The sequence below is a fragment of the Enterobacter sp. A103 genome (assembly GCF_034427535.1).
GTDB lineage: Bacteria > Pseudomonadota > Gammaproteobacteria > Enterobacterales > Enterobacteriaceae > Enterobacter > Enterobacter asburiae_B.
Map to the genome: position 1 here is coordinate 655,007 of NZ_JAXQPQ010000002.1, position 24,005 is coordinate 679,011.

The 24,005-nt window shown below is 53.8% G+C and carries 27 protein-coding genes; 16 read left to right on the forward strand and 11 right to left on the reverse strand.

The window, feature by feature from the left end; genetic code table 11:
• The first annotated feature begins 77 nt into the window (after positions 1-77).
• The 3 genes from lipB (at position 78) to lipA (ending at position 3,137) form a co-directional block, all read left to right on the forward strand.
• Positions 78-719: a lipoyl(octanoyl) transferase LipB gene (gene lipB, locus SPH27_RS08730; RefSeq protein WP_182072421.1), complete on the forward strand. Its 642-nt coding sequence runs from the start codon at positions 78-80 to the stop codon at positions 717-719.
• Between the two features lie 291 nt (positions 720-1,010).
• Entirely contained in the window at positions 1,011-1,964 is a 954-nt protein-coding gene (locus SPH27_RS08735) for a YbeF family transcriptional regulator (protein WP_032665064.1), read from the forward strand.
• 207 nt (positions 1,965-2,171) lie between these two features.
• The gene (lipA, locus tag SPH27_RS08740) at positions 2,172-3,137 is read left to right on the forward strand and encodes a lipoyl synthase (protein WP_013097595.1); all 966 of its coding nucleotides are present in this window, start codon (positions 2,172-2,174) and stop codon (positions 3,135-3,137) included.
• A gap of 82 nt (positions 3,138-3,219) precedes the next feature.
• On the opposite strand, the gene tatE is transcribed toward lipA, so the two are convergent.
• On the reverse strand, positions 3,220-3,423 hold the full coding sequence (gene tatE, locus SPH27_RS08745; RefSeq protein WP_023310742.1) for a twin-arginine translocase subunit TatE: 204 nt from the start codon (positions 3,421-3,423) through the stop codon (positions 3,220-3,222).
• Positions 3,424-3,548: 125 nt separating this feature from the next.
• Entirely contained in the window at positions 3,549-4,337 is a 789-nt protein-coding gene (locus SPH27_RS08750) for a deaminated glutathione amidase (protein ID WP_182072419.1), read from the reverse strand.
• 67 nt (positions 4,338-4,404) lie between these two features.
• Here SPH27_RS08750 and crcB point away from each other — a divergent pair, with 67 nt between their 5' ends.
• Positions 4,405-4,788 (forward strand): fluoride efflux transporter CrcB, encoded by a 384-nt coding sequence (crcB, locus tag SPH27_RS08755; RefSeq protein ID WP_033144922.1) that lies wholly within the window; start codon positions 4,405-4,407, stop codon positions 4,786-4,788.
• A 219-nt stretch (positions 4,789-5,007) separates the two neighbouring features.
• On the opposite strand, the gene cspE is transcribed toward crcB, so the two are convergent.
• A complete protein-coding gene (gene cspE, locus SPH27_RS08760; RefSeq protein WP_002439184.1) occupies positions 5,008-5,217 on the reverse strand; it encodes a transcription antiterminator/RNA stability regulator CspE in 210 nt (69 codons plus the stop codon).
• A gap of 190 nt (positions 5,218-5,407) precedes the next feature.
• Complete coding sequence (pagP, locus tag SPH27_RS08765; protein ID WP_045142917.1) at positions 5,408-6,025, reverse strand: lipid IV(A) palmitoyltransferase PagP; 618 nt, start codon at positions 6,023-6,025, stop codon at positions 5,408-5,410.
• Positions 6,026-6,417: 392 nt separating this feature from the next.
• Here pagP and dcuC point away from each other — a divergent pair, with 392 nt between their 5' ends.
• Both dcuC and rna read left to right on the forward strand, forming a co-directional pair.
• Positions 6,418-7,785: an anaerobic C4-dicarboxylate transporter DcuC gene (gene dcuC / locus SPH27_RS08770; protein WP_023310737.1), complete on the forward strand. Its 1,368-nt coding sequence runs from the start codon at positions 6,418-6,420 to the stop codon at positions 7,783-7,785.
• Positions 7,786-7,879: 94 nt separating this feature from the next.
• Complete coding sequence (gene rna, locus SPH27_RS08775) at positions 7,880-8,689, forward strand: ribonuclease I (RefSeq protein ID WP_045887730.1); 810 nt, start codon at positions 7,880-7,882, stop codon at positions 8,687-8,689.
• Here the strand turns inward: rna and SPH27_RS08780 are convergent.
• Complete coding sequence (locus SPH27_RS08780) at positions 8,683-9,300, reverse strand: flavin reductase family protein (protein WP_023310735.1); 618 nt, start codon at positions 9,298-9,300, stop codon at positions 8,683-8,685. The genes rna and SPH27_RS08780 overlap by 7 nt on opposite strands.
• 267 nt (positions 9,301-9,567) lie before the next feature.
• Here SPH27_RS08780 and rnk point away from each other — a divergent pair, with 267 nt between their 5' ends.
• Both rnk and yldA read left to right on the forward strand, forming a co-directional pair.
• A complete protein-coding gene (gene rnk / locus SPH27_RS08785) occupies positions 9,568-9,978 on the forward strand; it encodes a nucleoside diphosphate kinase regulator (RefSeq protein ID WP_033144918.1) in 411 nt (136 codons plus the stop codon).
• Between the two features lie 139 nt (positions 9,979-10,117).
• Positions 10,118-10,207, forward strand: a complete 90-nt coding sequence (yldA, locus tag SPH27_RS08790) for a small membrane protein YldA (RefSeq protein WP_284593114.1) — start codon at positions 10,118-10,120, stop codon at positions 10,205-10,207.
• 8 nt (positions 10,208-10,215) lie between these two features.
• On the opposite strand, the gene SPH27_RS08795 is transcribed toward yldA, so the two are convergent.
• Positions 10,216-11,454 carry a zinc-dependent alcohol dehydrogenase gene (locus SPH27_RS08795; protein WP_032661072.1) on the reverse strand — a complete coding sequence of 413 codons (1,239 nt, stop codon included), beginning with the start codon at positions 11,452-11,454 and terminating at the stop codon, positions 10,216-10,218.
• 180 nt (positions 11,455-11,634) lie between these two features.
• Here SPH27_RS08795 and uspG point away from each other — a divergent pair, with 180 nt between their 5' ends.
• Entirely contained in the window at positions 11,635-12,063 is a 429-nt protein-coding gene (gene uspG / locus SPH27_RS08800) for a universal stress protein UspG (RefSeq protein WP_182072417.1), read from the forward strand.
• A gap of 60 nt (positions 12,064-12,123) precedes the next feature.
• Here uspG and ahpF read toward each other — a convergent pair whose 3' ends face one another.
• Entirely contained in the window at positions 12,124-13,689 is a 1,566-nt protein-coding gene (gene ahpF, locus SPH27_RS08805) for an alkyl hydroperoxide reductase subunit F (RefSeq protein ID WP_048980748.1), read from the reverse strand.
• 127 nt (positions 13,690-13,816) lie between these two features.
• Positions 13,817-14,380 (reverse strand): alkyl hydroperoxide reductase subunit C, encoded by a 564-nt coding sequence (gene ahpC / locus SPH27_RS08810; RefSeq protein ID WP_008501015.1) that lies wholly within the window; start codon positions 14,378-14,380, stop codon positions 13,817-13,819.
• 622 nt (positions 14,381-15,002) lie between these two features.
• Here ahpC and citR point away from each other — a divergent pair.
• The 3 genes from citR (at position 15,003) to SPH27_RS08825 (ending at position 17,909) form a co-directional block, all read left to right on the forward strand.
• Entirely contained in the window at positions 15,003-15,902 is a 900-nt protein-coding gene (gene citR, locus SPH27_RS08815; RefSeq protein ID WP_039261223.1) for a DNA-binding transcriptional repressor CitR, read from the forward strand.
• 172 nt (positions 15,903-16,074) lie between these two features.
• Complete coding sequence (locus SPH27_RS08820; protein ID WP_182072415.1) at positions 16,075-17,298, forward strand: phosphoadenosine phosphosulfate reductase; 1,224 nt, start codon at positions 16,075-16,077, stop codon at positions 17,296-17,298.
• Complete coding sequence (locus SPH27_RS08825; protein WP_033144915.1) at positions 17,283-17,909, forward strand: IbrB-like domain-containing protein; 627 nt, start codon at positions 17,283-17,285, stop codon at positions 17,907-17,909. The genes SPH27_RS08820 and SPH27_RS08825 overlap by 16 nt, the downstream gene beginning before the upstream one ends.
• Here the strand turns inward: SPH27_RS08825 and SPH27_RS08830 are convergent, their stop codons facing one another.
• The gene (locus SPH27_RS08830) at positions 17,910-19,070 is read right to left on the reverse strand and encodes a pyridoxal phosphate-dependent aminotransferase (protein WP_182072413.1); all 1,161 of its coding nucleotides are present in this window, start codon (positions 19,068-19,070) and stop codon (positions 17,910-17,912) included.
• Between the two features lie 122 nt (positions 19,071-19,192).
• On the opposite strand from SPH27_RS08830, the gene SPH27_RS08835 reads away from it, so the two are divergent.
• The 3 genes from SPH27_RS08835 to SPH27_RS08845 are packed head-to-tail and all read left to right on the forward strand — an operon-like array spanning position 19,193 to position 21,032.
• Positions 19,193-19,807, forward strand: a complete 615-nt coding sequence (locus SPH27_RS08835) for a methylthioribulose 1-phosphate dehydratase (protein WP_033144913.1) — start codon at positions 19,193-19,195, stop codon at positions 19,805-19,807.
• Entirely contained in the window at positions 19,804-20,493 is a 690-nt protein-coding gene (gene mtnC, locus SPH27_RS08840; RefSeq protein WP_033144912.1) for an acireductone synthase, read from the forward strand. Before SPH27_RS08835 ends, mtnC begins: the two co-directional genes overlap by 4 nt.
• On the forward strand, positions 20,490-21,032 hold the full coding sequence (locus SPH27_RS08845) for a 1,2-dihydroxy-3-keto-5-methylthiopentene dioxygenase (RefSeq protein ID WP_182072411.1): 543 nt from the start codon (positions 20,490-20,492) through the stop codon (positions 21,030-21,032). Before mtnC ends, SPH27_RS08845 begins: the two co-directional genes overlap by 4 nt.
• A 96-nt stretch (positions 21,033-21,128) precedes the next feature.
• Here SPH27_RS08845 and SPH27_RS08850 read toward each other — a convergent pair whose 3' ends face one another.
• The gene (locus tag SPH27_RS08850) at positions 21,129-21,599 is read right to left on the reverse strand and encodes an SRPBCC family protein (RefSeq protein ID WP_033144910.1); all 471 of its coding nucleotides are present in this window, start codon (positions 21,597-21,599) and stop codon (positions 21,129-21,131) included.
• Between the two features lie 42 nt (positions 21,600-21,641).
• A complete protein-coding gene (mtnA, locus tag SPH27_RS08855; RefSeq protein WP_048975890.1) occupies positions 21,642-22,658 on the reverse strand; it encodes an S-methyl-5-thioribose-1-phosphate isomerase in 1,017 nt (338 codons plus the stop codon).
• A 104-nt stretch (positions 22,659-22,762) separates the two neighbouring features.
• On the opposite strand from mtnA, the gene mtnK reads away from it, so the two are divergent.
• On the forward strand, positions 22,763-23,962 hold the full coding sequence (gene mtnK, locus SPH27_RS08860) for an S-methyl-5-thioribose kinase (protein WP_182072409.1): 1,200 nt from the start codon (positions 22,763-22,765) through the stop codon (positions 23,960-23,962).
• Positions 23,963-24,005 lie beyond the last annotated feature (43 nt).

Below are 24,005 nucleotides of genomic sequence, written 5' to 3' on the forward strand. Positions count from 1 at the left end.
GGTTTGCCGGGTAACCCCTCTCCCCGCTGTGATATACTCCTCCACACCTTTTGTCCCTCGTCTTCGGAGACGCAGTTTTGTATCAGGATAAAATTCTGGTCCGTCACCTCGGGCTGCAACCTTATGAGCCTGTCTCCCAGGCTATGCATGACTTCACCGATTCACGCGATGACAGCACCCCAGATGAGATCTGGCTGGTCGAACACCTGCCGGTATTTACGCAGGGCCAGGCGGGTAAAGCAGAGCATTTGTTAATGACGGGAGATATCCCGGTTATTCAGAGCGATCGCGGCGGTCAGGTCACTTATCATGGGCCCGGTCAGCAGGTGATGTACGTCCTGCTCAATCTGAAGCGCAAAAAGCTGGGCGTGCGTGAACTGGTTACCTTACTGGAACAAACTGTCGTCAACACGCTGGCGGAATATGGTATTGACGCGCATCCACGCGCCGATGCGCCGGGCGTCTACGTTGGGGAAATGAAGATCTGCTCACTGGGGCTGCGTATTCGTAAAGGCTGCTCATTCCATGGCCTGGCCTTGAATATTAATATGGACCTTGCGCCTTTCCAGCGCATTAACCCCTGCGGCTACGCCGGCATGGAAATGACGCAAATGCGTCAGTGGGTTGAAACCGCTACGCCAGAACATATTCGTCCCGTGCTTTTAAAGCAGATGTTAGCGCTACTTAACAATCCCCCATACGAATATATCCCTGCTTAATACATCATACAACATGGCTCGATAATTTGGCGGGCCACTGTTTATTTACAGCTTTTGCACTTTACAATAATCCACAGATTCTATATTTTCGAAGCGCCCGAATATTACCGCCACATATTATTTAGCCTCCAGCAAGCATGGCAAACACGGCATAAGTAAGGTGAGCAATTATCACACAACCGTTTGCCCTTGATAAACAAGTGAAACAAAACCAACACTTTACGAATCTCTACAAGCATAATAAATAAATTCAACTATCATTCATATTGTGAATGTATACGGAGTGAAAGCGTGGAGTATAATAATTTACCAGCCAAACGACTGAATGAACCCGGTGGCGAAGACAAGCCGCAAATTTTTCGGACTTTACGTAATATTGATCTCAATTTACTGACTATTTTTGAGGCGGTATATGTCCATAAGGGTATCGTTAACGCTGCGAAAATTCTTAATCTCACGCCATCAGCAATAAGCCAGTCAATCCAAAAGCTTCGCGCTATATTTCCTGACCCATTATTTATCCGCAAGGGCCAGGGGGTAACGCCGACGGCTTATGCCACGCATCTCCACGAGTACATCAGCCAGGGGCTGGAGTCGATTCTGGGCGCACTGGATTTAACCGGGAGCTATGATAAGCAGCGAACCATCACCATCGGCTGTTCCCCTTCTGTCGGGGTGCTGGTGATGCCAGCGATCTTCCAGGCCGTAAAAGAGCATGCTCCGCAGCTCCTGCTTCGCAATGTGCCTCTCAATGAACCTGACATTCAGCTTGCCCAGTTCCAGACGGACCTGATTATTGAAAGCGGCAGCTTCAGTGCAAGAGCGCTGGGGCAAAATGTGCTTTATGCGGATAACCTGGTACTGGTTTGCCGCCAGCAGCATCCTGCTCTTAGCGAGCCGTTAACCATCGAAAACCTGCGCAACTACGACCACTCGTCTTTCATGACCGAAGGGCAATCTAATCATGCGCTTCGTCAGCGTATTGATGAAATTTTCCCGGAACGTCAGATCAGCTTCAGCAGTTACAATATGTTTACCACCGCATCCCTGATCGGCAGCAGCGATATGCTGTGCGTTATGCCATCACGCCTGTACAGCCTGCTACAAAAATGCTGGCCGCTGGAAAGCATCCCGCTCAGCCAGCTTAATGCGGAATCTATCGAGATTTCACTGCATTACAACAAGCTGAGTTTGCGCGATCCAGTCCTGGAAAACGTCATCCGCATCATCCGTCAGGCCTTCTGACAGGTTTAGCCAGCACAAGCCCCTGCAACTCGCAGGGCAAAAGGCACAAAACAACAACTATTTTACAAATTGGCGATCTGGCAGGCTGCTTTAACGACCGTTTCAATGATATACTGCCTGTCGTTCGTTCAAAAATAGTTGATAAATACGACATTCCCTTGAATTGAAACGCTTTCCTTCGATATTCGCAACTGGAACACGCACGCTATGAGTAAACCCATTGTGATGGAACGCGGTGTTAAATACCGCGATGCCGATAAAATGGCCCTTATCCCGGTTAAAAACGTGGCTACAGAGCGCGAGGCGCTGTTAAGAAAACCGGAATGGATGAAAATCAAACTTCCGGCCGACTCTTCGCGTATCCAGGGGATCAAAGCGGCGATGCGCAAGAATGGCCTTCACTCCGTGTGTGAAGAAGCCTCTTGTCCGAACCTTGCTGAATGTTTCAATCACGGTACCGCGACGTTTATGATTCTGGGTGCTATCTGTACCCGCCGCTGCCCGTTCTGCGATGTTGCTCATGGCCGTCCAGTCGCGCCTGATGCTAACGAACCCCAGAAACTGGCGCAGACCATCGCTGACATGGCGCTACGTTATGTGGTTATCACATCCGTTGACCGTGACGACCTGCGTGATGGTGGTGCTCAGCACTTCGCCGACTGTATTACGGCCATTCGCGAGAAAAGCCCTAACATCAAAATCGAGACGCTGGTGCCTGACTTCCGCGGCCGTATGGACCGCGCGCTGGATATCCTGACCGCGACGCCGCCAGATGTGTTTAACCACAACCTGGAGAACGTGCCGCGTCTTTACCGTCAGGTCCGTCCGGGCGCTGACTATAACTGGTCCCTGAAACTGCTGGAGCGTTTCAAAGAAGCGCATCCGCATATTCCGACCAAGTCTGGTCTGATGGTGGGTCTGGGTGAAACCAATGATGAAATCATCGAGGTGATGCGCGATCTTCGCCGCCACGGTGTGACCATGCTTACCCTCGGACAGTATCTGCAGCCAAGCCGTCACCACCTGCCGGTACAGCGCTACGTGAGCCCGGACGAGTTCGATGAAATGAAAGCCGAAGCGATGGCGATGGGCTTCACCCACGCTGCCTGCGGCCCATTCGTTCGCTCCTCATACCATGCCGATATGCAGGCTAAAGGCGAAGAAGTTAAATAATGCTGTAATATTCATTTACAGTAATACAAAAAAACCGGCCTCATGAGCCGGTTTTTTTTTCGCAAGCCCTCAGGCGTTGCTGTCACTCTTTGTGAGAAAGCTTGTCTGCCGGAACGTCATCCTCGGCGCTTTTCTTCGCCGCTGCATCATCATCGTTCATCGCTTTCTTAAAGCCTTTGATGGCAGCCCCCAGGTCACCACCCAGCGTGCGTAACTTCTTGGTACCAAACAGCAGGACGACCAGTGCGGCAACCACCAGCAGTTTGGTAATACTAATCTCACCCATAGATACCTTCTTTACTTAAAACAGGCTGCATTCAGCGCCAAAACCTGACTGTATTAACGGTCATTTCGCGCGTGCACACAATAGCAATCTGTAACAAGGTGAATCAAGCATTGTTGAAAAAAACATCACAATAATTGCGGTGGCGCAAACCGACGATTGCGAAGAACGGGTAATTGCTGACGCGCAAGCGCAATTCTTTCTGAGTTTATCTCCGCCACCAGCACATGCGGGGCTTCAGCGGCGGCGGCGATCGTCACCCCCAGCGGATCAACCACCCTGCTTTGCCCGATGTTTTTCGTGCCACATTCCCCTGCGGCAACGACATAGCAGGTTGTATCCAGCGCGCGTGCCGCAAGCAGCGTTGCCCAGTGATGCTCTTTTAACTGCCCTTTGACCCACGCGGCAGGCAGTACCAGTACGTCCGCCCCCTGCAGCGCCAGATGGAGCGCCAGCTCGGGAAAACGCAGGTCATAGCAGGTCATCAGCCCGATCTTAAATCCGTCAATCTCCAGCAGCGGAGGGATATTGTCTCCGGGGTCAACGCGTCGCGACTCCTGGATGCTGAACGCATCATAGAGATGAAGCTTGGCGTAGCGTGCGACGATGGTCCCGTTACGAATCGCCACGAGCGTATTGACTGCTCGACCCGGCGTGGAGGGAACATGGATCGTTAAGATCGTCGTCATCGTATTGCCTGTGCTCTGGGCAAGCAGCTGCTGCAAAAATTCGCCGTCCAGCGGCTGCGCGGACTTCACGGATAAATCCGGGTCGTTATCTGCTCTGGCCAGCAGCGCCTCGGGGAGAACCAACAGCGACGCGCCTTTCTGCCGGGCCTGCATCATCAGGTTGACGCATGTTCTCGCATTCTCATGCCAGTCAGGCGTGACGGCAAACTGCCCTACCGCTACATACATATTTGTCCCCTCATCATAAACGGCGTTAAACTCGCTACTCTTACACATCAAATAGCAGGTATTTAGCGTGTTACAACTACTTTTAGCCGTTTTTATTGGTGGGGGAACGGGTAGCGTTGCGCGATGGTTTCTGAGTATGCGGTTTAACCCCCTGCATCAGGCGATTCCTATGGGGACACTTGCCGCAAACCTGATTGGTGCCTTTATCATTGGTATGGGGCTGGCCTGGTTTAACCGAATGACGCACATTGACCCAATGTGGAAGGTATTGATTACCACCGGATTCTGCGGCGGTTTGACCACCTTCTCAACCTTTTCTGCGGAGACGGTTTTTCTCTTTCAGGAAGGCCGTATCGGCTGGGCGCTGATGAATGTGGCGATCAATATGCTCGGCTCCTTTGCGATGACGGGGATCGCATTTTGGCTATTTTCTTCCGCAAGCGCGCATTAACAGCCGAACCGTTAATGTTGGCTTAATTTTTCTCTGTCACTCTGAATGTAATACTGAACGAGGGTGACAGAATGAAACAGAGTCTGATGAGCGCAGGAATGGTGTTGTTGAGCGTGCTGATCGTTGCCAGCTTCCTGAAAATGTATCTGCTTGGCTGATTCAAAACGAAAAAAACCCGCTCAGTGAGCGGGTTTTGAAATTCTTGCTGACGCGTCTGAATTACAGAGCGATTACGTTAGCAGCAGAAGGGCCTTTGGCACCGTTAGTGATTTCGAACTCTACACGCTGACCTTCAGCCAGAGTTTTGAAACCATTAGACTGGATTGCAGAGAAGTGTACGAACACGTCTTTGCTGCCATCTTCAGGAGTAATGAAACCGAATCCTTTGGACTCATTAAACCACTTAACGTTACCTTTAATCTTAGACATCAAAATTACCTTTACATTAAAAAACGACACAAATGCTGTGTCGGTTATCAGTACATCAATTGTGGGACCTTTTGTCCAGCGGATCTTTGATAAAAAGTGACTAAAGTCGCGTTAATTTTCACTGACAGATTTTTATCGCTTATGAATCAACGCCTGCGCGTTTTTTCACCAGCATGTAACGTTTTGTCAGTTAAAACTGAAAACGCATCCAGGCGAAGTAAACGTTACCGTTGTTGTACGTACCCGGAATGTAGGTCATCTGGAACGTTGCGGGGCCATAGCCAATAGAGGCCAAAGGCAGCAGCACCGGGATTGGAATGTATTTCCAGTTGTCACGTGCAGTAACCCCGGCGGTATAGCCCAAACCGACGTGGAAGTTCTCGTCCGCTAGCGGGCGCCAGGTTTTTTCCCAACCATACCCCCCAATCGGCTCCCATTTATTAAACGAGTCTTTGAAGGCCATCAGATAGATGCCATGCCAGTTTCCCTTTTCATCCCAGCGCGACTGGCCAAAACCCGCGCCCCACGGACGCTCGTTGTATTTATCGGTTTTCTCTTTGTCATAAGCAAAACGCGCATGCCACGTTATTGCCGGGACATAGAGATCATAATGTTCAGGTGCCGTCCATGTCTGGGAAACATTATCCGTAAAGGTTGAGAACCAGCCTTTATCCGTCGCGTTGCCTTCTGCCTGAGCAACAGAACAAAACGTTAACTGCCCAAAAATAAACAACAAAATAGAGAAAAATGTATTACGTACAATCACAATGCAATTACCATTCTTAGTATTCGAGGCAAAGTTTACCATAAAGTAGTTGAATCAAAGCTTAACGACATCGGCTTTATTCCTAATTATTCAGCTTCTTTTCGGGAATATTCTTAAGGAAAGGCGGCGATGCGTTCAAAATAAACCCACAAGGGGTGTGACTTTACCCATTTAATGTTCTGAATCAGTGACATGTAAAACCACACAAAACATTAACAATTTGTTATCATTATTAGGACATGTTGCGCTATTTCTGACGGTCAAGACCCTCATGACATAAATGTATGGGCCATGGCAAAAAGACGGTTGTTCTGTTCTTTAGTCGTCTGTTTATTGATTTTAATCAGCAAGAACAGGCCAATTATTCGGCACATTTTCATCCTTCTTTTTTTTGATTTTTTGTGCTCCATTGCAGCAGAGATACAGGGGAAATCATGCTTACGTTATTCGAACTCCTTATTGGAGTCGTCGTCATTGTCGGCGTCGCACGCTACATCATTAAAGGCTACTCGGCCACGGGCGTATTATTTGTCGGCGGTCTAACGCTGCTGATTATCAGCGCAATAATGGGGCACCAGGTGTTACCTGCCAGCGCGACCAGCACCGGTTACACGGCTACAGATATTGTTGAATACATTAAAATATTGCTCATGAGCCGCGGCGGTGATCTGGGTATGATGATCATGATGCTGTGCGGTTTTGCAGCCTACATGACCCATATCGGCGCCAACGACATGGTCGTTAAGCTTGCCTCTAAACCCCTGCAATACATCAACTCGCCGTATCTGCTGATGGTCGCCGCCTATTTCCTCGCCTGCCTGATGTCACTGGCCGTTTCGTCGGCTACCGGGCTTGGCGTACTGCTCATGGCGACGCTGTTCCCGGTGATGGTGAACGTCGGTATCAGCCGTGGCGCGGCCGCGGCAATTTGCGCGTCTCCGGCAGCGATTATTCTCTCCCCGACCTCCGGCGACGTTGTGCTGGCGGCAAAGGCGGCGGAGATGTCACTCATCGACTTCGCCTTTAAAACCACGTTACCGATCTCAATTGTTGCCATCGTGGGCATGGGGATCGCGCATTTCTTCTGGCAGCGTTATCTCGATAAGAAAGAAAACATCAGCCATGAAATGATGGACGTGAGTGAAATCACCACGACCGCTCCCGCGTTCTATGCCATTCTGCCGTTCACCCCGATCGTCGGAGTGCTGATTTTTGACGGAAAATGGGGTCCACAGCTGCACATCATCACCATTCTGGTCATCTGTATGCTGCTGGCCGCCGTGCTGGAGTTTGTGCGCGGTTTTAACACGCAAAAAGTCTTCTCGGGTCTGGAAGTTGCGTATCGCGGTATGGCGGATGCCTTCGCTGGCGTGGTGATCCTGCTGGTTGCAGCGGGCGTTTTTGCCCAGGGTCTGAGCACGATCGGCTTTATCCAGAGCCTGATTTCTATCGCCACCTCGTTCGGCTCGGCCAGTATTATCCTGATGCTGGTTCTGGTGGTGCTCACCATGCTGGCGGCGATGACCACCGGTTCCGGTAATGCGCCTTTTTACGCTTTCGTTGAGATGATCCCGAAACTGGCTCACTCCTCCGGTATTAACCCGGCCTACCTTTCCATTCCCATGCTGCAGGCGTCAAACCTGGGCCGTACCATTTCGCCGGTGTCGGGTGTGGTCGTCGCCGTTGCCGGGATGGCGAAAATCTCGCCATTCGAAGTCGTCAAACGCACCTCAGTGCCCGTTATAGTTGGTCTGATTATCGTGATTATCGCCACGGAAGTGCTGGTACCCGGCGCGGCCTAAGCTAAATTAGGGATATCCAAAAAGCGCCTGCGGGCGCTTTTTGTGCTTTAATAACTTCCAGAAATTAATAGTACTCATTCGATCAGGAAATCATATGTTCAGGAAGGATATCGTCATCCCGTCTGGCGCAATCGCGCTTGCTCTCTGTCTCTTCTCCGCACAGGCGGAACCGCTGAAGGCAACACAGTATGGCGATTTCGATCGCTATGTGCTGGCTCTGTCCTGGCAAACCGGGTTTTGCCAGAGCATGGTCGAACGCAACCGCAATGAACCTGACGAATGTCGCCTGCAAAAAGAGCGCGATAATAAAGCCGATTTTCTGACCGTTCACGGTCTATGGCCTGGCCTGCCGAAATCTATTGCCGCACGCGGCGTGGATGAACGTCGGTGGATGCGTTTTGGCTGCGCCACGCGCCCCATTCCGAACATGCCGGAAGTAAAGGCTAGCCGCAAATGCGATGCCGCCGAAACCGGACTGTCGCTTTCCGCAGCCGCAAAGCTCAACGACGTGATGCCGGGCGCGGGCGGTAATTCCTGCCTGGAACGTTATGAATATGCCAAACATGGCGTCTGCTTTGGTTTCGATCCAGATGCCTATTTCGGCACGATGGTGCGGATGAATCAGGAAGTTAAAAACAGCGCGGTCGGTAAATTCCTCGCCGATAATTACGGGAAAACCGTCAATCGCAGCGACTTTGACGGTGCCGTTGCCAAAAGCTGGGGCAAAGAAAACATCAAAGCGATCAAGCTGACCTGCAACGGCAATCCGGCGTATCTGACCGAGATGCAGGTTTCGCTGAAGGCGGACACCATTAACAACCCGCTTTCTGCGGCGTCATTTGCCCCGCAGCCACATCCGGGTAACTGCGGAAAACAGTTCGTGATTGATAAAGCCGGCTACTGATCCGCGCCCGGGCGCACCATATCAAACCGGTTTTCATCACTGATGCCATAATACGCCGTCGGCCCTCCCGCACGCAGGATGGGCTGCGCTTTCGCCGTCTGGTAAATCCCCTCTTCCAGCAGCGTTTCGGCAATATGGATACCGACCACCTCCCCCAGCACCAGCCAGGTATCGACCGGTGTGCCGTCAGCACCGGTAAGCTGAATGCACTGCGACAGGCGGCACTCAAAGTTCACCGGGCTTTCTGCGACGCGGGGCGCGTTAACCAGCTGGCTCGCCGCTGGCGTAAGTCCGGCAAAGCTGAATTCATCCCGATCGTGCGGAAGCATCGCAGAGGTTTGGTTCATCGCTTGCGCGAGATCGCGCGTCGCAAGGTTCCAGACAAATTCCTTTGTTTCGGTAATATTACGCACGCTGTCCTTCCAGCCGTTGCTGGAAAAGCCGATGATCGGCGGGCGATAGTTAAAGCAGTTAAAGAAGCTATACGGTGCGAGGTTGAGCTGACCGGCCTTGTCGCATGAGGAGATCCAGCCGATCGGACGTGGACCAATAATGGCGTTCAGCGGATCGTGCGGCAGGCCGTGCCCCTGAGACGGTTGGTAGAAGTACATAGTTCTCTCTCGTTGGTGGGCTGACGCGAATAGCGCTTCGCGCAACGCCCGGGTTCAGGACACTCAGCGTAACGTATTCCGCCCGGAATGAAGACTGAATAAATTTCAGCGAAAATTCATATGGACCATGAATGTGACCTTCATCACTTCAAACTTGCGCGCTCAGCCAGTATCATCGGGAGAGTTAAACCCTCGCTGCCAGACGGCGAGGGTTTTCTTTTGGATTGGTTTCTGCGTTACGCGCAGCATTAACGACATGGAGTAAAAATGTCCAGACCTACAATTATCATCAACGAGCTCGACGCAGAACGTATCGACAGGCTGCTGGAAAAAGCGGAGTTTGCCTCACTTCCCGTGGCCGACGCCCTGAATGAGGAGCTCGACCGGGCGCAGATGTGCACGCCTGAGACGATGCCGCATGACGTGGTCACCATGAACAGCCAGGTAAAATTCCGCAACCTGACCACCGGTGAAGAGCTGACCCGCACGCTGGTTTACCCGGCTCAGATGACCGACAGCAGCACACAGCTTTCTGTTCTTGCGCCTGTGGGTGCCGCACTGCTGGGCCTGCGCACGGGCGATACCATCCACTGGGAGTTGCCGGGCGGCGCCTCTGCCCATCTTGAAGTGCTGGCGCTGCTCTACCAGCCAGAAGCCGCGGGCGATTACCTGCGTTAACCACTTCTGAACAAGCGCCCACCCGCTTTGCACAGAGGATGCAGCCGCATCCTCTTTCCGTAAATTCACCCCATTTTCTTATATCGCGCAAAAAGCCCTTAATCCACGCTTAATCTGTTTTGGTGCCGTGGGGACGGTCATGAGTGAGATACTGGTTATCACACTTATTTTTCTGATTATTGCGGCGATTATCGTCATAGCCGTGCTTTATCTTGAACGCCACAGCTAGGCGAGTACTTATGCAACCCCACCCGGGAAAGCGTTCACCAGGCCCTTAACTTTTTGCTCTGCGGCCTCGGGCGTTTCTGCGCCAGGGACCAGAATAACCTTCCGGCACTCTTCCTCCCGTTTTTCGAATACCTTATAGGCGCGTTCCGCATCGGCAAGGGGAAGATAATGGGTCACGATCTCTTCCGGGGTAAGCAGCCCTTTTTCGATCAGCGGCAGCAGCTCACCCAGCCAGGCATGGACGTGCGTCTGGCCCATCTTAAACGTCAGACCCTTATCAAAGGCATCGCCAAACAGGAAGCCATGAATAAACCCGGCGTACACGCCGGGTACGCTAACCACGCCACCGCGTCGAACGGCAGCAATGCACTGCCGCAGCGCTTTGCCGCTGCTGCCTTCAATTTTAAGATTGCTGAGGATCGTTTCCGTGGTGCTGCCTTTCGCTTCGAACCCAACCGCATCAATCACGGCGTCAACGCCGCGCTGGCCAGCGGTCTGCTCGATGATTTTTTCCGCCGCGTCGTTATCATCATCAAAGTTGATGGGGATTGCGCCGTAACGCGCCTCGGCAAATCGCAAACGGTACGGGTGGTGATCGATAACAAATATCTGCTCGGCCCCTAACAGCCGCGCGCAGGCAATGGTCAGGAGCCCCACCGGCCCGGCGCCGAAAACCGCAACGCTTGAGCCTTTTTCAATCTGCGCATTTTTTGCCGCCTGCCAGGCCGTGGGCAAAATATCGGACAGGAACAGTGCCTTATCATCAGAGAGGAGTTGCGGGACCTTAAACGGCCCGACGTTGCCTTTTGGCACGCGGACATATTCCGCCTGTCCCCCCGGCACGCCGCCGTAGAGATGGCTGTAGCCAAACAGCGCGGCCGGCGCGGGGATTTGCTTTTTGTTCAGCGCGGCGCCCTGCCCGGCATTGGTATTCTCACAGGCCGCGTATTGCTGCAACCGACAGAAGAAACAGTCCCCACAGGCAATGACAAAGGGGATCACCACGCGATCGCCTTTTTGCAAATTTTTCACCTCTGCGCCGCACTCGACGATTTCCCCCATAAACTCATGGCCAAAAATGTCGCCGTGCTGCACCTTCGGGATCTTTCCGCGATAGAGATGCAAATCGGAGCCGCAGATAGCCGTGGCCGTGACGCGCAGAATGATATCGTCGGGCTGTTCGATAATGGGATCGGGGACATTCTCGACGCGTACATGGTGCGGACCGTGATACGTAAGTGCTTTCATGCGACCTCCGAAAGGTTCCAGGTAAGTGTATAAGGGTAGCTACCCCTGAAGGTCTGCCCCGGAATACGGGCCTTTTGAGATTTATCCTGGCAACTTAAGAAAACTGACGGGGCGCTTACAGAAACCATTTTTATTTTATGGTTGAATGAGTTCAGCGTTTATAAACAAGGAGAAACGGGTATGTATCAGAGAATCATAATGCCGGTTGATGTTTTTGAGATGGAGCTGAGCGACAAAGCCGTACGCCATGCGGAGTTCCTGGCGCAGCAGGACGGTGTTATCCATCTTTTACACGTACTGCCGGGCTCCGCCAGCCTGAGCCTGCACCGCTTTGCCGCCGACGTGCGTCGCTTCGAGGAGCATTTGCAGCATGAAGCGGAAACTCGCCTGCAAACCATGGTCAGCCACTTCAGCATCGACCCTTCGCGCATCAAAACGCACATCAGATTCGGCAGCGTTCGTGATGCGGTAAACGAACTGGCGAACGAGCTGAAAGCAGACGTGGTGGTCATCGGTTCGCGCAACCCTTCCATTACCACGCATCTGCTGGGCTCTAACGCCTCCAGCGTGATCCGCCACACCCATATACCGGTGATGGTCGTAAGATAAAAAAAGAGGCCACCTTTCGGTGGCCTCTCGCTATTGCAGGTGTAGCCTTACTTTCTTCTGTTATGCGGTTTTGGTGCGAATCAGGTAGTCAAAGGAACTCAGAGACGCCTTCGCCCCTTCGCCCGTGGCGATAATGATCTGTTTGTACGGCACAGTGGTGCAGTCGCCCGCCGCAAACACGCCTTTCACGCTGGTTTCACATTTCGCATCAATGATGATTTCGCCCATGCGGTTGCGCTCAATCGCGCCTTCCAGCCAGGTGGTATTTGGCAGCAGACCAATCTGCACGAAGATCCCTGACAGCTGAACGCTGTGCACGTCGCCGCTCATGCGGTCGCGGTATTCCAGGCCGGTCACTTTGCTGCCGTCGCCCTTCACTTCCGTGGTCTGCGCGTTCAGTACGATGTCGACGTTTTTCAGGCTGCGAACTTTATCCTGCAGAACCTGGTCGGCCTTCATCTCTGGAGCGAACTCCAGAAGGGTAACGTGCTCAACAATCCCCGCCAGGTCGATAGCCGCTTCAACGCCGGAGTTACCGCCGCCGATCACCGCCACGCGTTTACCTTTAAACAGCGGGCCGTCGCAGTGCGGACAGTAGGTCACGCCTTTGGTACGGTACTGATCTTCGCCCGGAACGTTCATGTTGCGCCATTTCGCGCCGGTGGCAATGATAATGCTGCGCGCTTTCAGCACCGCGCCGGACGCGGTTTCAATCTGGTGTAAACCACCCTCGACCGCTGCCGGAACCAGCTTGCTGGCGCTCTGACTGTCGATCACGTCTACGTCATAGTCGCTGACGTGCGCCTTCAGCGCCCCCGCCAGCTTCTGGCCTTCGGTCTTCGGCACGGAAATGTAGTTTTCGATGTCCACGGTATCGAGCACCTGGCCGCCAAAGCGTTCACCCATCAGGCCGGTACGAATACCTTTACGCGCGGAGTACACCGCTGCCGCCGCGCCCGCAGGGCCGGAACCGACGATAAGCACGTCGTAAGCATCGCGTTTGTTCAGCTCTTCCGCCGCACGTTTTTCAGCACCGGTATCCACTTTGGCAACGATCTCAGTCAGCGTCATGCGGCCCTGGCCGAACTCTTTGCCGTTCATGTAGACCGCCGGAACGCCCATCACGTTGCGATCGGTGATTTCATTCTGGAAGGTACCGCCGTCAATCGCCGTGTGCTTGATGCGCGGGTTCAGAACCGACATCAGGTTCAGCGCCTGCACCACGTCCGGGCAGTTGTGGCAGGAGAGCGAGTAATAGGTTTCAAATTCGAAATCACCGTCGATATCGCGGATCTGCTCCAGCAGCGCCTGCGCTTCTTTTGACGGATGACCACCGGTCCACAGCAGCGCCAGCACCAGTGAGGTAAATTCGTGACCCAGCGGCGAGCCGGCAAAGCGCGGTCCCTGGTCGGAGCCTGGGTTGGTAATCAGGAAAGAGGGCTTACGGACCGGCAGCGCGTTGTCTTCTTTAAAGGTCACTTTCGGCGACAGCTCGGCGATCTCCGCCAGCAGTTCCTTGATTTCTGCCGATTTGGCGCTGTCGTCCAGCGTGGCAATCAGCTCAACGGGTTTGGTCAGTTTCTCAAGGTAGGCCTTGAGCTGGGTTTTCATGTTAGTGTCGAGCATTGTTCTTCCCTCTCTTAAGACGTCATCATGCAAGCTGCCTTATACGGGCGGCCTGAATGCAACTTGCATCATGGTGCTGGAATGAAATGGGCGCGGGTGCGCCCATTAATTACCGAATGGGCAAAACTTAGATTTTACCAACCAGATCTAAGGATGGAGCCAGCGTCGCTTCGCCTTCTTTCCATTTCGCCGGGCACACTTCGCCTGGGTGAGAAGCCACGTACTGAGCAGCTTTCACTTTACGCAGCAGGTCAGAAGCATCACGGCCGATACCTTCAGCGGTAACTTCGATAGCCTGGATAATGCCCTGCGGGTCAACAACGAAGGTGGCGCGGTCAGCCAGGCCTTCATCTTCACGCATGTTGTCGAAGTTACGGGTCAGGGCGCCAGTCGGGTCGCCGATCATCGCGTATTTGATTTTCGCGATGGTTTCGGAGCTGCTGTGCCATGCTTTGTGGGTGAAGTGGGTATCGGTAGAGACGGAGTAAACGTCTACGCCCAGCTTCTGCAGTTCATCGTAATGGTCTGCAACGTCACCCAGTTCAGTCGGGCAAACGAAGGTAAAGTCAGCCGGATAGAAGAAGAAGACGCTCCAGCGGCCTTCGGTATCTTTCTCGGTAACTTCGATGAACTCACCGTTTTTGAACGCCTGGTTTTTGAAAGGTTTAATTTTGGTGTTAATCAAAGACATCTGTACTTCCTCCGTGTTTTCGTTGAGATGTAAGGTAACCAACTTTATTCATCGGGGCTAATGCGTATGCTTTATCAAATCAATCAGCCAAACCTTACAACGTCGACAAGACAACAAGGTGAACCTTTTACAGGAAAGCCTGAAAGTAAAAAGGCCGCCTCAACGGGCGGCCCTGATACCTGAATTCCCCGCAGGTACATTCAGTGCCAGCCGAAACTGGCGTTGCGTTGCGCTCTACAACCCTTTATATCAAGGCGGTAACAGCCGTTTGATTACATCACCCGCGCAGGGATTGAGCAATCCATAAGAGAGGCATTCCTGCCTATGGCTGTGATAGGTTGTGCCGAACATCATTACGGTGCGTTATAAATTTATTTTTATTATAAAACTATCGCAATATATAAATGACAGTTGTCATTTAAAATGATTACTCCCTTTCTTAAGATAAAATTATCTTAATCGCTTTTGAAGCGCTATTTCAATAATCTGCCACCGTGATATATTAAGATGATTTAATTTAAAACTAAGAGAGCTAACCGAAAGAGTTATAAATGGTTAGCCTTAAACTATTGTTATCAGTTATATGATAACCACAGCAAACGCAGTACCCTCAGGACGAAACATGGCAAACCTGTATGACCTTAAAAAATTCGATCTTAATCTGTTAGTCATTTTCGAGTGCATTTACCAGCACCTTAGTATCAGTAAAGCCGCCGAGACGCTGTATATCACACCCTCTGCCGTGAGCCAGTCACTGCAGCGTCTGAGAGGACAACTCAACGATCCTCTGTTTATCCGTTCCGGTAAAGGGATCACGCCCACGACCGTCGGCGTCAATTTGCATCATCATCTGGAACAGAACCTGAACCAGCTGGAGCAGACTATCAATATCATGCACAGCAGCGGATTGAAGAAGAACTTTGTCATTTATTGCCCGCATTTTATGAGTACGAAAGCAACGCTTGACCCTATAAAACTGCTGATGGAAAACCATAACTATTCAATTGAATTACATGATGTTTTTCTTTCGTCTGATTCTGCAGAAGATCTCTTAGCCTACAGAAGAGCCGACCTGATATTTTCGTTTTCTTCTTCTAACAATCATTCTGTCGCCTGTAGCCTCTACCATAAACTTCCTTTCGTCCTCGTTTGTCGGGAGGGCCATCCCCGTCTCAGTGAAAATCCCACCCGTGAAGAAATTCTGAATGAAAACTTCACCGCCTACCTGAACGATGAAAACAGCTTCAAAGACTATCAGGAAAAGGCCGAAAACCTGTTAACCGAAAGAAATATTGTCTATCGCAGCGACTCTTTTATATCCCTTCTGTCGGTGATCGGTTCGTCCGACCTCATAGGATTAGTACCCGCGCCGGCCTTCGAACAATATGGGCCAGCCCTCAACCTGCGAAAAGTGGAAACTGACATTCAATTCCCCAGCATTGATATTTACATGATGTACAATCGTTCCGCGCTCAATAGCTCGGCATTCGCGAGTTTTATTGAAGAAATATCCTTACCGTGAGATATTGCTGTGGTTCTCGCACAAAATGGGAACCACACCGTTAAAACATACACCACCGTTATAGAATTACGCGGCATAACCGTTACATATCCAATTAATTATTGACTGATATAATCCTCTTATTAGTATTAACGCTACAGTCAGGTATTTATTCCTCAGGATGAGAATAAGCATGTCAATTTATAAATACCCTTTAAATCAGGATGTTCTTACCGCTGCTCGGGAGCGAATAAAATGGACGCTCGAAAACTTACCCAGAATCTGTGTTTCTTTTTCAGGAGGTAAAGACTCCACCGTCATGCTGCATCTGGTTGCCCAGCAGGCGCGACTGATGAACATCAAAATAGATGTGCTCTTTATCGACTGGGAAGCGCAGTTTTCCCATACCATTATCCATGTGGAACATATGCGCGAGTTGTACAGCGATGTCATCGACCATTTCTGGTGGGTCGCGCTCCCCCTGACAACGCAAAATTCACTGTCGCAATTCCAGCCGGAATGGCAATGCTGGGAACCCGGCACACAATGGGTCCGCCAGCCTCCTGACGATGCGATAACCGATCCCGCTTTTTTTCCCTTCTACCAGCCAGGCATGACGTTTGAAACCTTTGTCCGCGGTTTCTCCGACTGGTTCTCTCGCAATCGCCCGGCGGCGGTACTGATTGGCATCCGCGCCGATGAGTCATACAACCGTTTTCTGGCTGTCGCGTCGGCGCGTAAACAGCGGTTTGCCGACGATAAACCCTGGACAACCGTCGCACCGGGAGGACATGCCTGGTATATCTACCCTCTCTACGACTGGAAAACCGCCGATATATGGACCTGGTTCGCCAAATCAGGGTGTTGCTATAACCCACTCTATGACCTGATGTTTCAGGCCGGCGTGCCGCTACGCTACATGCGGATTTGTGAACCCTTTGGTCCGGAACAGCGCCAGGGATTATGGCTCTACCACGTTGTTGAGCCCGATCGCTGGGCGGCCATGTGTGAGCGCGTGAGCGGTGCGCGCAGCGGGGGGATGTACGCCGGACACGATAACCATTTTTATGGTCACCGAAAAATTCTGAAACCCGAACACCTGTGCTGGCGCGAATATGCCATGCTGCTCCTCGACAGCATGCCGCAAAATACGGCTGAGCATTACCGCAATAAAATCGCCATTTATCTGCACTGGTATCAGAAGAGAGGCACAGAGGAGATTCCCGATACGCAGGACGGTGATATCGGTGCCAAAGATGTTCCCTCATGGCGCCGTATTTGTAAGGTTCTCCTGAATAACGACTACTGGTGCAGGGCGCTATCGTTCAGCCCAAATAAACCCAAACATTATCAGCGCTACAGCGACAGAGTGAAGGCGAAACGCAAGGAGTGGGGCATATTATGCGACAAAAACTAATCAACGAGATGGAAACGTACCTTCAGTCACTTCCCGAAGAGGAACGCATTAACGCCATAAATGCCTTTCGTGAAGCGATCCATAAACACAGTCCGTTTCGTGCACAACCGATAGACTGCGTCCTCTGGATCAGACAGGACGCTATTACCGCTAACGACTACAACCCCAATAATGTTGCCCCGCCAGAAAAAAGGCTGCTCAGTAAGTCGCTGGAACTCGATGGATTCACCCAACCTATCGTTGTGACAGAAAGTGAACCGCAACACTACGAAATTGTGGATGGTTTTCATCGCCATGAAATCGGTACAAATCGGGCGGCACTGAAGCACCAGCTCAAGGGTTATCTCCCTGTGACCTTCCTGCGCCAGGACCGACAGGATAAACATGACCGTATGGCTGCCACTATTCGTCACAACCGGGCGCGGGGTCGACACCAGATTAACGCTATGTCGGAGATCGTTCGCGAGCTGGTGCAGCTTGGCTGGAATGACGAGAGAATAAGCAAGGAGCTGGGAATGGACGGCGATGAAGTCTTGCGCCTCAAGCAAATCAACGGTCTGCTGGAGCTGTTTGCAGACCGTCGTTACTCAGAAGCCTGGACGGTGAAATAATCAGAGCGTGTTCAGGCGCTCTGCCGCCGCCAGCAGCGTCGATTCCTGCTTCGCAAAGCAAAGACGAATCAGCTTATGCGGGAAGGGATCGGCGCAGAATACCGACAGCGGAATGGCGGCTACGCCCACCTCTTTCGTCAGCCACTGGCAGAAACTCACGTCGTCCAGTTCCGATATCGCGCTGTAGTCGGCGAGCAGGAAATAGGTCCCTTCTGAGGGCAAAATCTCCAGACGGCTTTTGCTGAGCGCCGACACAAACAGATCCCGACGTTCACGATAGAAGTGCGGCAGCTCGCGATAGTGCTCCGGCTCGGCGCGCAGCATATCCGCCAGCGCCAGCTGAGCCGGCGTGTTCACGGCAAAGGTCAGGTACTGGTGCACCTTGCGCAGCTCGGCGCTGATAGCCGCCGGTGCGACGCAGTAGCCCACTTTCCAGCCGGTCATATGGTAAGTCTTACCGAATGACGAGACGGCGATAGCACGCTCGCGAAGCTGCGGATGGGCCAGCACGCTGGCGTGTCCTTCTTCTGCAAAGCAGATGTGCTCGTAGACTTCATCGCTGAGCACGTAAATTTCACGTTCCGCAATCGCCTGCCACAGCGCGGCGAAATCGGCCTTTTGCCACACCGTCGCCGACGGGTTGTGCGGGGTATTCAGGATCACCAGGCGGGTTTTGTCGCTCAGCAGCGCAGCAAACGCCTGCCAGTCAGGGCGAAAATGCGGCGGCTGGAGCGCCACGCGTTTCACCACGCCGCCGGAGAGTTCAACCGCAGGCGCATAGCTGTCGTAGCTCGGATCAAAGCAGATAACTTCATCGCCCGTACGCACCAGCGCGGTGATTGCCGCATACAGCGCTTCGGTCGCCCCTGCCGTCACCGTAATGTCGCTGTTCGCATCGGGCTTATGGCCGTACAGCTCCGCCGTTTTATCCGCAATGGCTTCCCGCAGCGCCTGCACGCCCGTCATCGGGGCATACTGATTCGCCCCCTGCGCCACGTGGTACGCCAGGCGCTCCTGCAGATAGGTCGGGCCGTCGAAATCCGGGAATCCCTGCGAAAGGTTAATGGCGTTGTGCTGCTGCGCCAGAGCGCTCATCTGCGTAAAGATGGTAGTACCGAGATTGGGAAGTTTACTCTTAGGAATCAATGCGTTATTTCTCATTGTGTCATGCCTGCTTGTAATACTTATGTTGCTGCCACTATAACACGATGTTAGTCTTTGGCAATCAAGACGCTTAGACGTCTAAACCATATGAATATTCCTGGCCGCGAGGGTAAAAGGAAATGACAGACAACCTGCAACTCACACATCTTGTCGACGCCTGCCGCTGGATTGGCGCCAAAGGCTGGGCACCCGCCACCGGCGGCAACATGTCGGTGCGTCAGGACGAGCGCCTCTGCTGGCTCAGCGAATCCGGCAAAGACAAAGGCAGCCTGACAACGGCGGATTTTCTGCAGGTTGAAATTGCCACCAACCGCGCGCCGTCTGGCCGCAGGCCGTCGGCGGAAACCGGTCTTCACACGCTGATTTATCGCCTGTTCCCGGAAGCCAACGCCGTCCTGCACGTTCATACCGTCAACGCCACGGTGCTGTCGCGTCTGGTCAAAGAAGCCGAGCTCAACATCAGCGGCTTTGAGATGCAAAAATCCCTCACCGGGCAGACCACGCATCTGGATACGGTGGCTATCCCGGTCTTCGATAACGACCAGGATATTGACGCCCTCGCCTCCCGAATCGCCCATTACGCACAGGAACGCCCGCTTAATTATGGTTTTCTTCTGCGCGGTCATGGCTTAACCTGCTGGGGACGCGACGTGGCCGAGGCCCGCCGTCATCTGGAAGGACTAGAATTCTTATTTGAATGCGAAATGCGTTTACGACAACTGGAGAGAGTATGATTCGCGCGATTGTGACGGATATTGAAGGGACCACCAGCGATATCCGTTTTGTCCATGACGTTTTGTTCCCCTACGCGCGTGAGCGGCTGGCGGCCTTCGTGACCGCGCAGCAGTACGCCGAGCCGGTCAAATCCATTCTGGACAACCTGCGTGATGAAATCGGTAACCCGCACGCCAGCGTCAGCGAGCTTATCGACGCCCTGTTTGCCTTTATGGATGAAGACCGCAAATCCACGGCGCTCAAAGCCCTGCAGGGGATCATCTGGCATGACGGCTACGTGAACGGCGACTTTACCGGCCACCTCTACCCGGACGTACTGCCTGCGCTGGAAAAGTGGAAAGCGCAAGGGATTGATCTCTATGTTTATTCCTCTGGCTCCGTCGCCGCGCAGAAACTGTTATTTGGCTACAGCGACGAAGGTGATATTACTCATCTGTTCAGCGGCTATTTTGATACCCACATCGGCGCCAAGCGCGAGGTGCAGTCCTATCAGAACATTGCGGCACAAACGGGCATCGCCCCGTCGCAGATCCTGTTCCTGTCCGATATTCATCAGGAGCTGGACGCGGCTGAACAGGCAGGTTTTCGCACCCTGCAGCTGATTCGCGGTGATGATGACGGCGCAAGCCATCACCATCAGGTCCACCAGTTTGACGAGATTAATCCGGAGCAGATCCCTTCATGAGCGCATTGACCATTTATTCCGATAAAGACGCCAGTCAACACCAGTGGCACAGCACCGACGCCGCCGAGATCGCCCAGCAGCTCAACGCCAAAGGCGTGCGGTTTGAACGCTGGGCGGCGGATCGCGATTTAGGACACGATCCCGCACCTGAAGCCGTGATCGCGGCGTATCAGCATGCGATCGACAAGCTGGTGGCGGAAAAAGGCTACCAAAGCTGGGACGTGATCAGCCTGCGCGCCGACAACCCGCAGAAAGAGGCGCTGCGCGCGAAGTTCCTGAACGAACACACCCACGGCGAAGACGAAGTGCGCTTCTTCGTGGAAGGCGCGGGAATGTTCTGCCTGCACATTGGCGATGAGGTGTATCAGGTGCTGTGCGAGAAAAACGATCTGATTTCCGTACCCGCGGGCACGCCGCACTGGTTTGATATGGGCTCAGAGCCGAACTTTACCGCGATTCGTATTTTCGATAACCCGGAAGGCTGGGTGGCGCAGTTTACGGGCGATGCCATCGCGGATGCGTATCCACGGTTGGCATAGGTAAAAGCAAAACGGCAGCTAGAGCTGCCGTTTTTAGTGTTTGCTCCCTCTCCCTGTGGGAGAGGGTCGGGGTGAGGGCATCAGGCCGCTCGAGCTTCAACGCTCCAGTCCTTTCACATAACCCACCAGCTGATCCAGCACAATCCCCCACCCTTCGTGGAAGCCCATCTGTTCATGCTGCTCGCGGATTTCCTTCGTCGGATGACGCGCAATCGCCGTGTAGCGGGTCTTGCCCTCGCCCACATCCTCCAGCAGCAGGATCGCCGTCATAAACGGCTTCTCAGCCGGTTTCCAGCCTTCGGTATAGCCGTCGGTAAAGACCAGCTTTTGACCGGGATCGATTTCCAGGAAGACGCCCCGGTTATCCATCCGCTGCCCGTCCACCTCAAACACGGTGTTGAACCGCCCGCCCACGCGGAGATCGAGATCGCATTCGGTCACCTTATGGGGGGCAGGAATGAAGAAGTTTTTGATGTGTTCCGGCGTGGTCCAGCAGAGCCACAGCAGGTCGCGCGGTGCGTCCACCACGCGCTCCAGTTTTAAGTCAGTTTCAGGATCGAGCGTCACGATATTGTCCTCTCAGGGGAACCCCTTAAAGGATAGCCGGACTCAGGCGAATTTCCCGTTTGCCACCGCTTCCGGCGTGACTACGCCCGTATCCAGCACCCAGCCGCTGATCAGCGAGGCAGGGGTAACGTCAAACGCCGGGTTATAGACCTGCGCGTTTTCCGGCGCCCACTGCACCGCGCCAAAGCTTCCGGCCACGCCCGTCACCTCGCTGGCGGCGCGCTGCTCAATCGGGATCGCGTCCCCGTTCGGGCAGTCCGGATCGAGGGTCGTTTGCGGGGCGGCAACGTAGAACGGAATGCCGTGGAACTTCGCCAGCACCGCCAGGGAATAGGTGCCGATCTTGTTCGCCACGTCCCCGTTGGCGGCAATGCGGTCTGCGCCCACCCACACGGCGTCCACCAGCCCTTTTGCCATCAGGCTGGCGGCCATGGAATCGGTAATCAGCTGATACGGCACGCCCAGCTCGCCAAGCTCCCACGCGGTCAATCTGCCGCCCTGCAGCAGCGGACGGGTTTCATCCACCCAGACGTTGCTGACGTTACCCTCCTGATGCGCGCGGGCAATCACGCCCAATGCGGTGCCAACGCCCGCCGTTGCCAGCCCGCCGGTGTTGCAGTGGGTCAGCAGACGGCTGCCGGGCTTCACCAGCGCGCTGCCGGCTTTGGCGATCGCGTCGCAAAGACGTTTGTCTTCGTCAATCAGGCGCAGCGCTTCGGCCACCAGCGCCGGTACAAAATCTTCCTGCCACAGGGCGAGCTTCATGCGGTCAAGATTGTTCATGAGGTTCACCGCCGTCGGGCGGGAGGCGCGCAGGGTTTCCAGCGCCGCCGCCAGCTCGTCGCGGCTTTTGCCGTTTTCCGCCAGCAGCGCCAGCAGCAGGCTTGCAGAGAGACCAATTAGCGGCGCGCCGCGCACGCGCAGGGCGTGGATATGTCCGACCAGCGCCTCTACCGTCGAGGCATCCAGCCAGCGTTTCTCCTGCGGAAGCGCCTGCTGATCGAGAATAAAGAGCTGATTATCCGCCACCCGCAGGCTGGTCGTCTGTAATGTCTGCATGTCGTTAATTCCCTGTTGCGTTGTTGTAGCACATTGTGTCAGGATGAAATCCAGATGTATAGACGTCTACATGTCTTAATTAGAAAACTCGTGAGGAGCAGGCCATGTCGCAATACCGTACCTTTACCGCTCAGGACGCCGTGGAGTATGCCAGGCAGTTTGGCGGACTTGACGATCCTTCATCGCTGGTAGAGGCGCAGGAAGTAGGCGACGGCAACCTCAATCTGGTATTCAAAATTTTCGACGGCGCGGGCGTGAGCCGCATCGTCGTTAAGCAGGCGCTGCCCTACGTGCGCTGCGTCGGCGAGTCCTGGCCGCTGACGCTGGACCGCGCCCGCCTTGAAGCACAAACCCTGGTCGAGCACTACCAGCACAGCCCGCAGCACACCGTGAAAATCAACCACTTTGACCCGGAGCTGGCGGTGATGGTGATGGAAGACCTCTCCAGCCATCGCATCTGGCGCGGCGAGCTGATTAAAAACAATTACTACCCGCAGGCGGCCCGTCAGCTGGGCGAATACCTCGCGCACGCGCTGTTCCACACCAGCGATTTCTACCTGCACCCGCACGCGAAAAAAGCGCAGGTGGCGAAATTCATCAACCCGGAGATGTGCGAGATCACCGAAGATCTGTTCTTCAACGATCCGTACCAGATCCACGAACGCAACAGCTACCCGGCCGAGCTGGAAAATGACGTCGCGGCCCTGCGCGACGACGCTCAGCTTAAAATTGCCGTAGCTTCCCTGAAGCACCGCTTCTTCTCGCACGCCGAAGCGCTCCTGCACGGCGATATTCACAGCGGCTCGATTTTTGTGGCTGACGGCAGCCTGAAGGCCATCGACGCCGAGTTCGGCTACTTTGGCCCGATTGGCTTTGACGTCGGCACCGCCATCGGCAACCTGCTGCTGAACTTCTGCGGCCTGCCGGGGCATCTGGGCATTCGCGATGCCGCCGCCGCGCGCGAGCAGCGCCTGACCGATATTCAGGAGCTGTGGAACACCTTCGCGGAACGCTTCCAGGCGCTGGCAAACGAGAAAACGCGCGACGCCGCGCTCGGCGCGCCGGGCTATGCCTCCGCGTTCCTGAAAAAGGTCTGGCATGACGCCATCGGCTTCTGCGGCACCGAGCTCATTCGCCGCAGCGTCGGGCTTTCCCACGTCGCGGATATCGACACCATCCAGGACGAGGCGATGCGCCACGAGTGCCTGCGCCACGCGATAACGCTCGGTAAAGCGCTGATTGTCATTGCCGACCGCATCGACAGCGCCGAAGATCTGGTGGCACGGGTGCGTCAGTACAGCTGATTACATTTGGTTTTCTCCCTCTCCCTGTGGGAGAGGGACGGGA

What these genes read in the sequence shown, in the direction of transcription:
- lipA (WP_013097595.1), top strand. Translation starts at nt 2,172, where the DNA reads ATGAGTAAACCCATTGTGATGGAACGCGGTGTTAAATACCGCGATGCC.
- tatE (WP_023310742.1), bottom strand. Translation starts at nt 3,423, where the DNA reads ATGGGTGAGATTAGTATTACCAAACTGCTGGTGGTTGCCGCACTGGTC.
- SPH27_RS08750 (WP_182072419.1), bottom strand. Translation starts at nt 4,337, where the DNA reads ATGTATGTAGCGGTAGGGCAGTTTGCCGTCACGCCTGACTGGCATGAG.
- cspE (WP_002439184.1), bottom strand. Translation starts at nt 5,217, where the DNA reads ATGTCTAAGATTAAAGGTAACGTTAAGTGGTTTAATGAGTCCAAAGGA.
- pagP (WP_045142917.1), bottom strand. Translation starts at nt 6,025, where the DNA reads ATGGTAAACTTTGCCTCGAATACTAAGAATGGTAATTGCATTGTGATT.
- dcuC (WP_023310737.1), top strand. Translation starts at nt 6,418, where the DNA reads ATGCTTACGTTATTCGAACTCCTTATTGGAGTCGTCGTCATTGTCGGC.
- rna (WP_045887730.1), top strand. Translation starts at nt 7,880, where the DNA reads ATGTTCAGGAAGGATATCGTCATCCCGTCTGGCGCAATCGCGCTTGCT.
- SPH27_RS08780 (WP_023310735.1), bottom strand. Translation starts at nt 9,300, where the DNA reads ATGTACTTCTACCAACCGTCTCAGGGGCACGGCCTGCCGCACGATCCG.
- rnk (WP_033144918.1), top strand. Translation starts at nt 9,568, where the DNA reads ATGTCCAGACCTACAATTATCATCAACGAGCTCGACGCAGAACGTATC.
- yldA (WP_284593114.1), top strand. Translation starts at nt 10,118, where the DNA reads ATGAGTGAGATACTGGTTATCACACTTATTTTTCTGATTATTGCGGCG.
- SPH27_RS08795 (WP_032661072.1), bottom strand. Translation starts at nt 11,454, where the DNA reads ATGAAAGCACTTACGTATCACGGTCCGCACCATGTACGCGTCGAGAAT.
- uspG (WP_182072417.1), top strand. Translation starts at nt 11,635, where the DNA reads ATGTATCAGAGAATCATAATGCCGGTTGATGTTTTTGAGATGGAGCTG.
- ahpF (WP_048980748.1), bottom strand. Translation starts at nt 13,689, where the DNA reads ATGCTCGACACTAACATGAAAACCCAGCTCAAGGCCTACCTTGAGAAA.
- ahpC (WP_008501015.1), bottom strand. Translation starts at nt 14,380, where the DNA reads ATGTCTTTGATTAACACCAAAATTAAACCTTTCAAAAACCAGGCGTTC.
- citR (WP_039261223.1), top strand. Translation starts at nt 15,003, where the DNA reads ATGGCAAACCTGTATGACCTTAAAAAATTCGATCTTAATCTGTTAGTC.
- SPH27_RS08820 (WP_182072415.1), top strand. Translation starts at nt 16,075, where the DNA reads ATGTCAATTTATAAATACCCTTTAAATCAGGATGTTCTTACCGCTGCT.
- SPH27_RS08825 (WP_033144915.1), top strand. Translation starts at nt 17,283, where the DNA reads ATGCGACAAAAACTAATCAACGAGATGGAAACGTACCTTCAGTCACTT.
- SPH27_RS08830 (WP_182072413.1), bottom strand. Translation starts at nt 19,070, where the DNA reads ATGAGAAATAACGCATTGATTCCTAAGAGTAAACTTCCCAATCTCGGT.
- SPH27_RS08835 (WP_033144913.1), top strand. Translation starts at nt 19,193, where the DNA reads ATGACAGACAACCTGCAACTCACACATCTTGTCGACGCCTGCCGCTGG.
- mtnC (WP_033144912.1), top strand. Translation starts at nt 19,804, where the DNA reads ATGATTCGCGCGATTGTGACGGATATTGAAGGGACCACCAGCGATATC.
- SPH27_RS08845 (WP_182072411.1), top strand. Translation starts at nt 20,490, where the DNA reads ATGAGCGCATTGACCATTTATTCCGATAAAGACGCCAGTCAACACCAG.
- mtnA (WP_048975890.1), bottom strand. Translation starts at nt 22,658, where the DNA reads ATGCAGACATTACAGACGACCAGCCTGCGGGTGGCGGATAATCAGCTC.
- mtnK (WP_182072409.1), top strand. Translation starts at nt 22,763, where the DNA reads ATGTCGCAATACCGTACCTTTACCGCTCAGGACGCCGTGGAGTATGCC.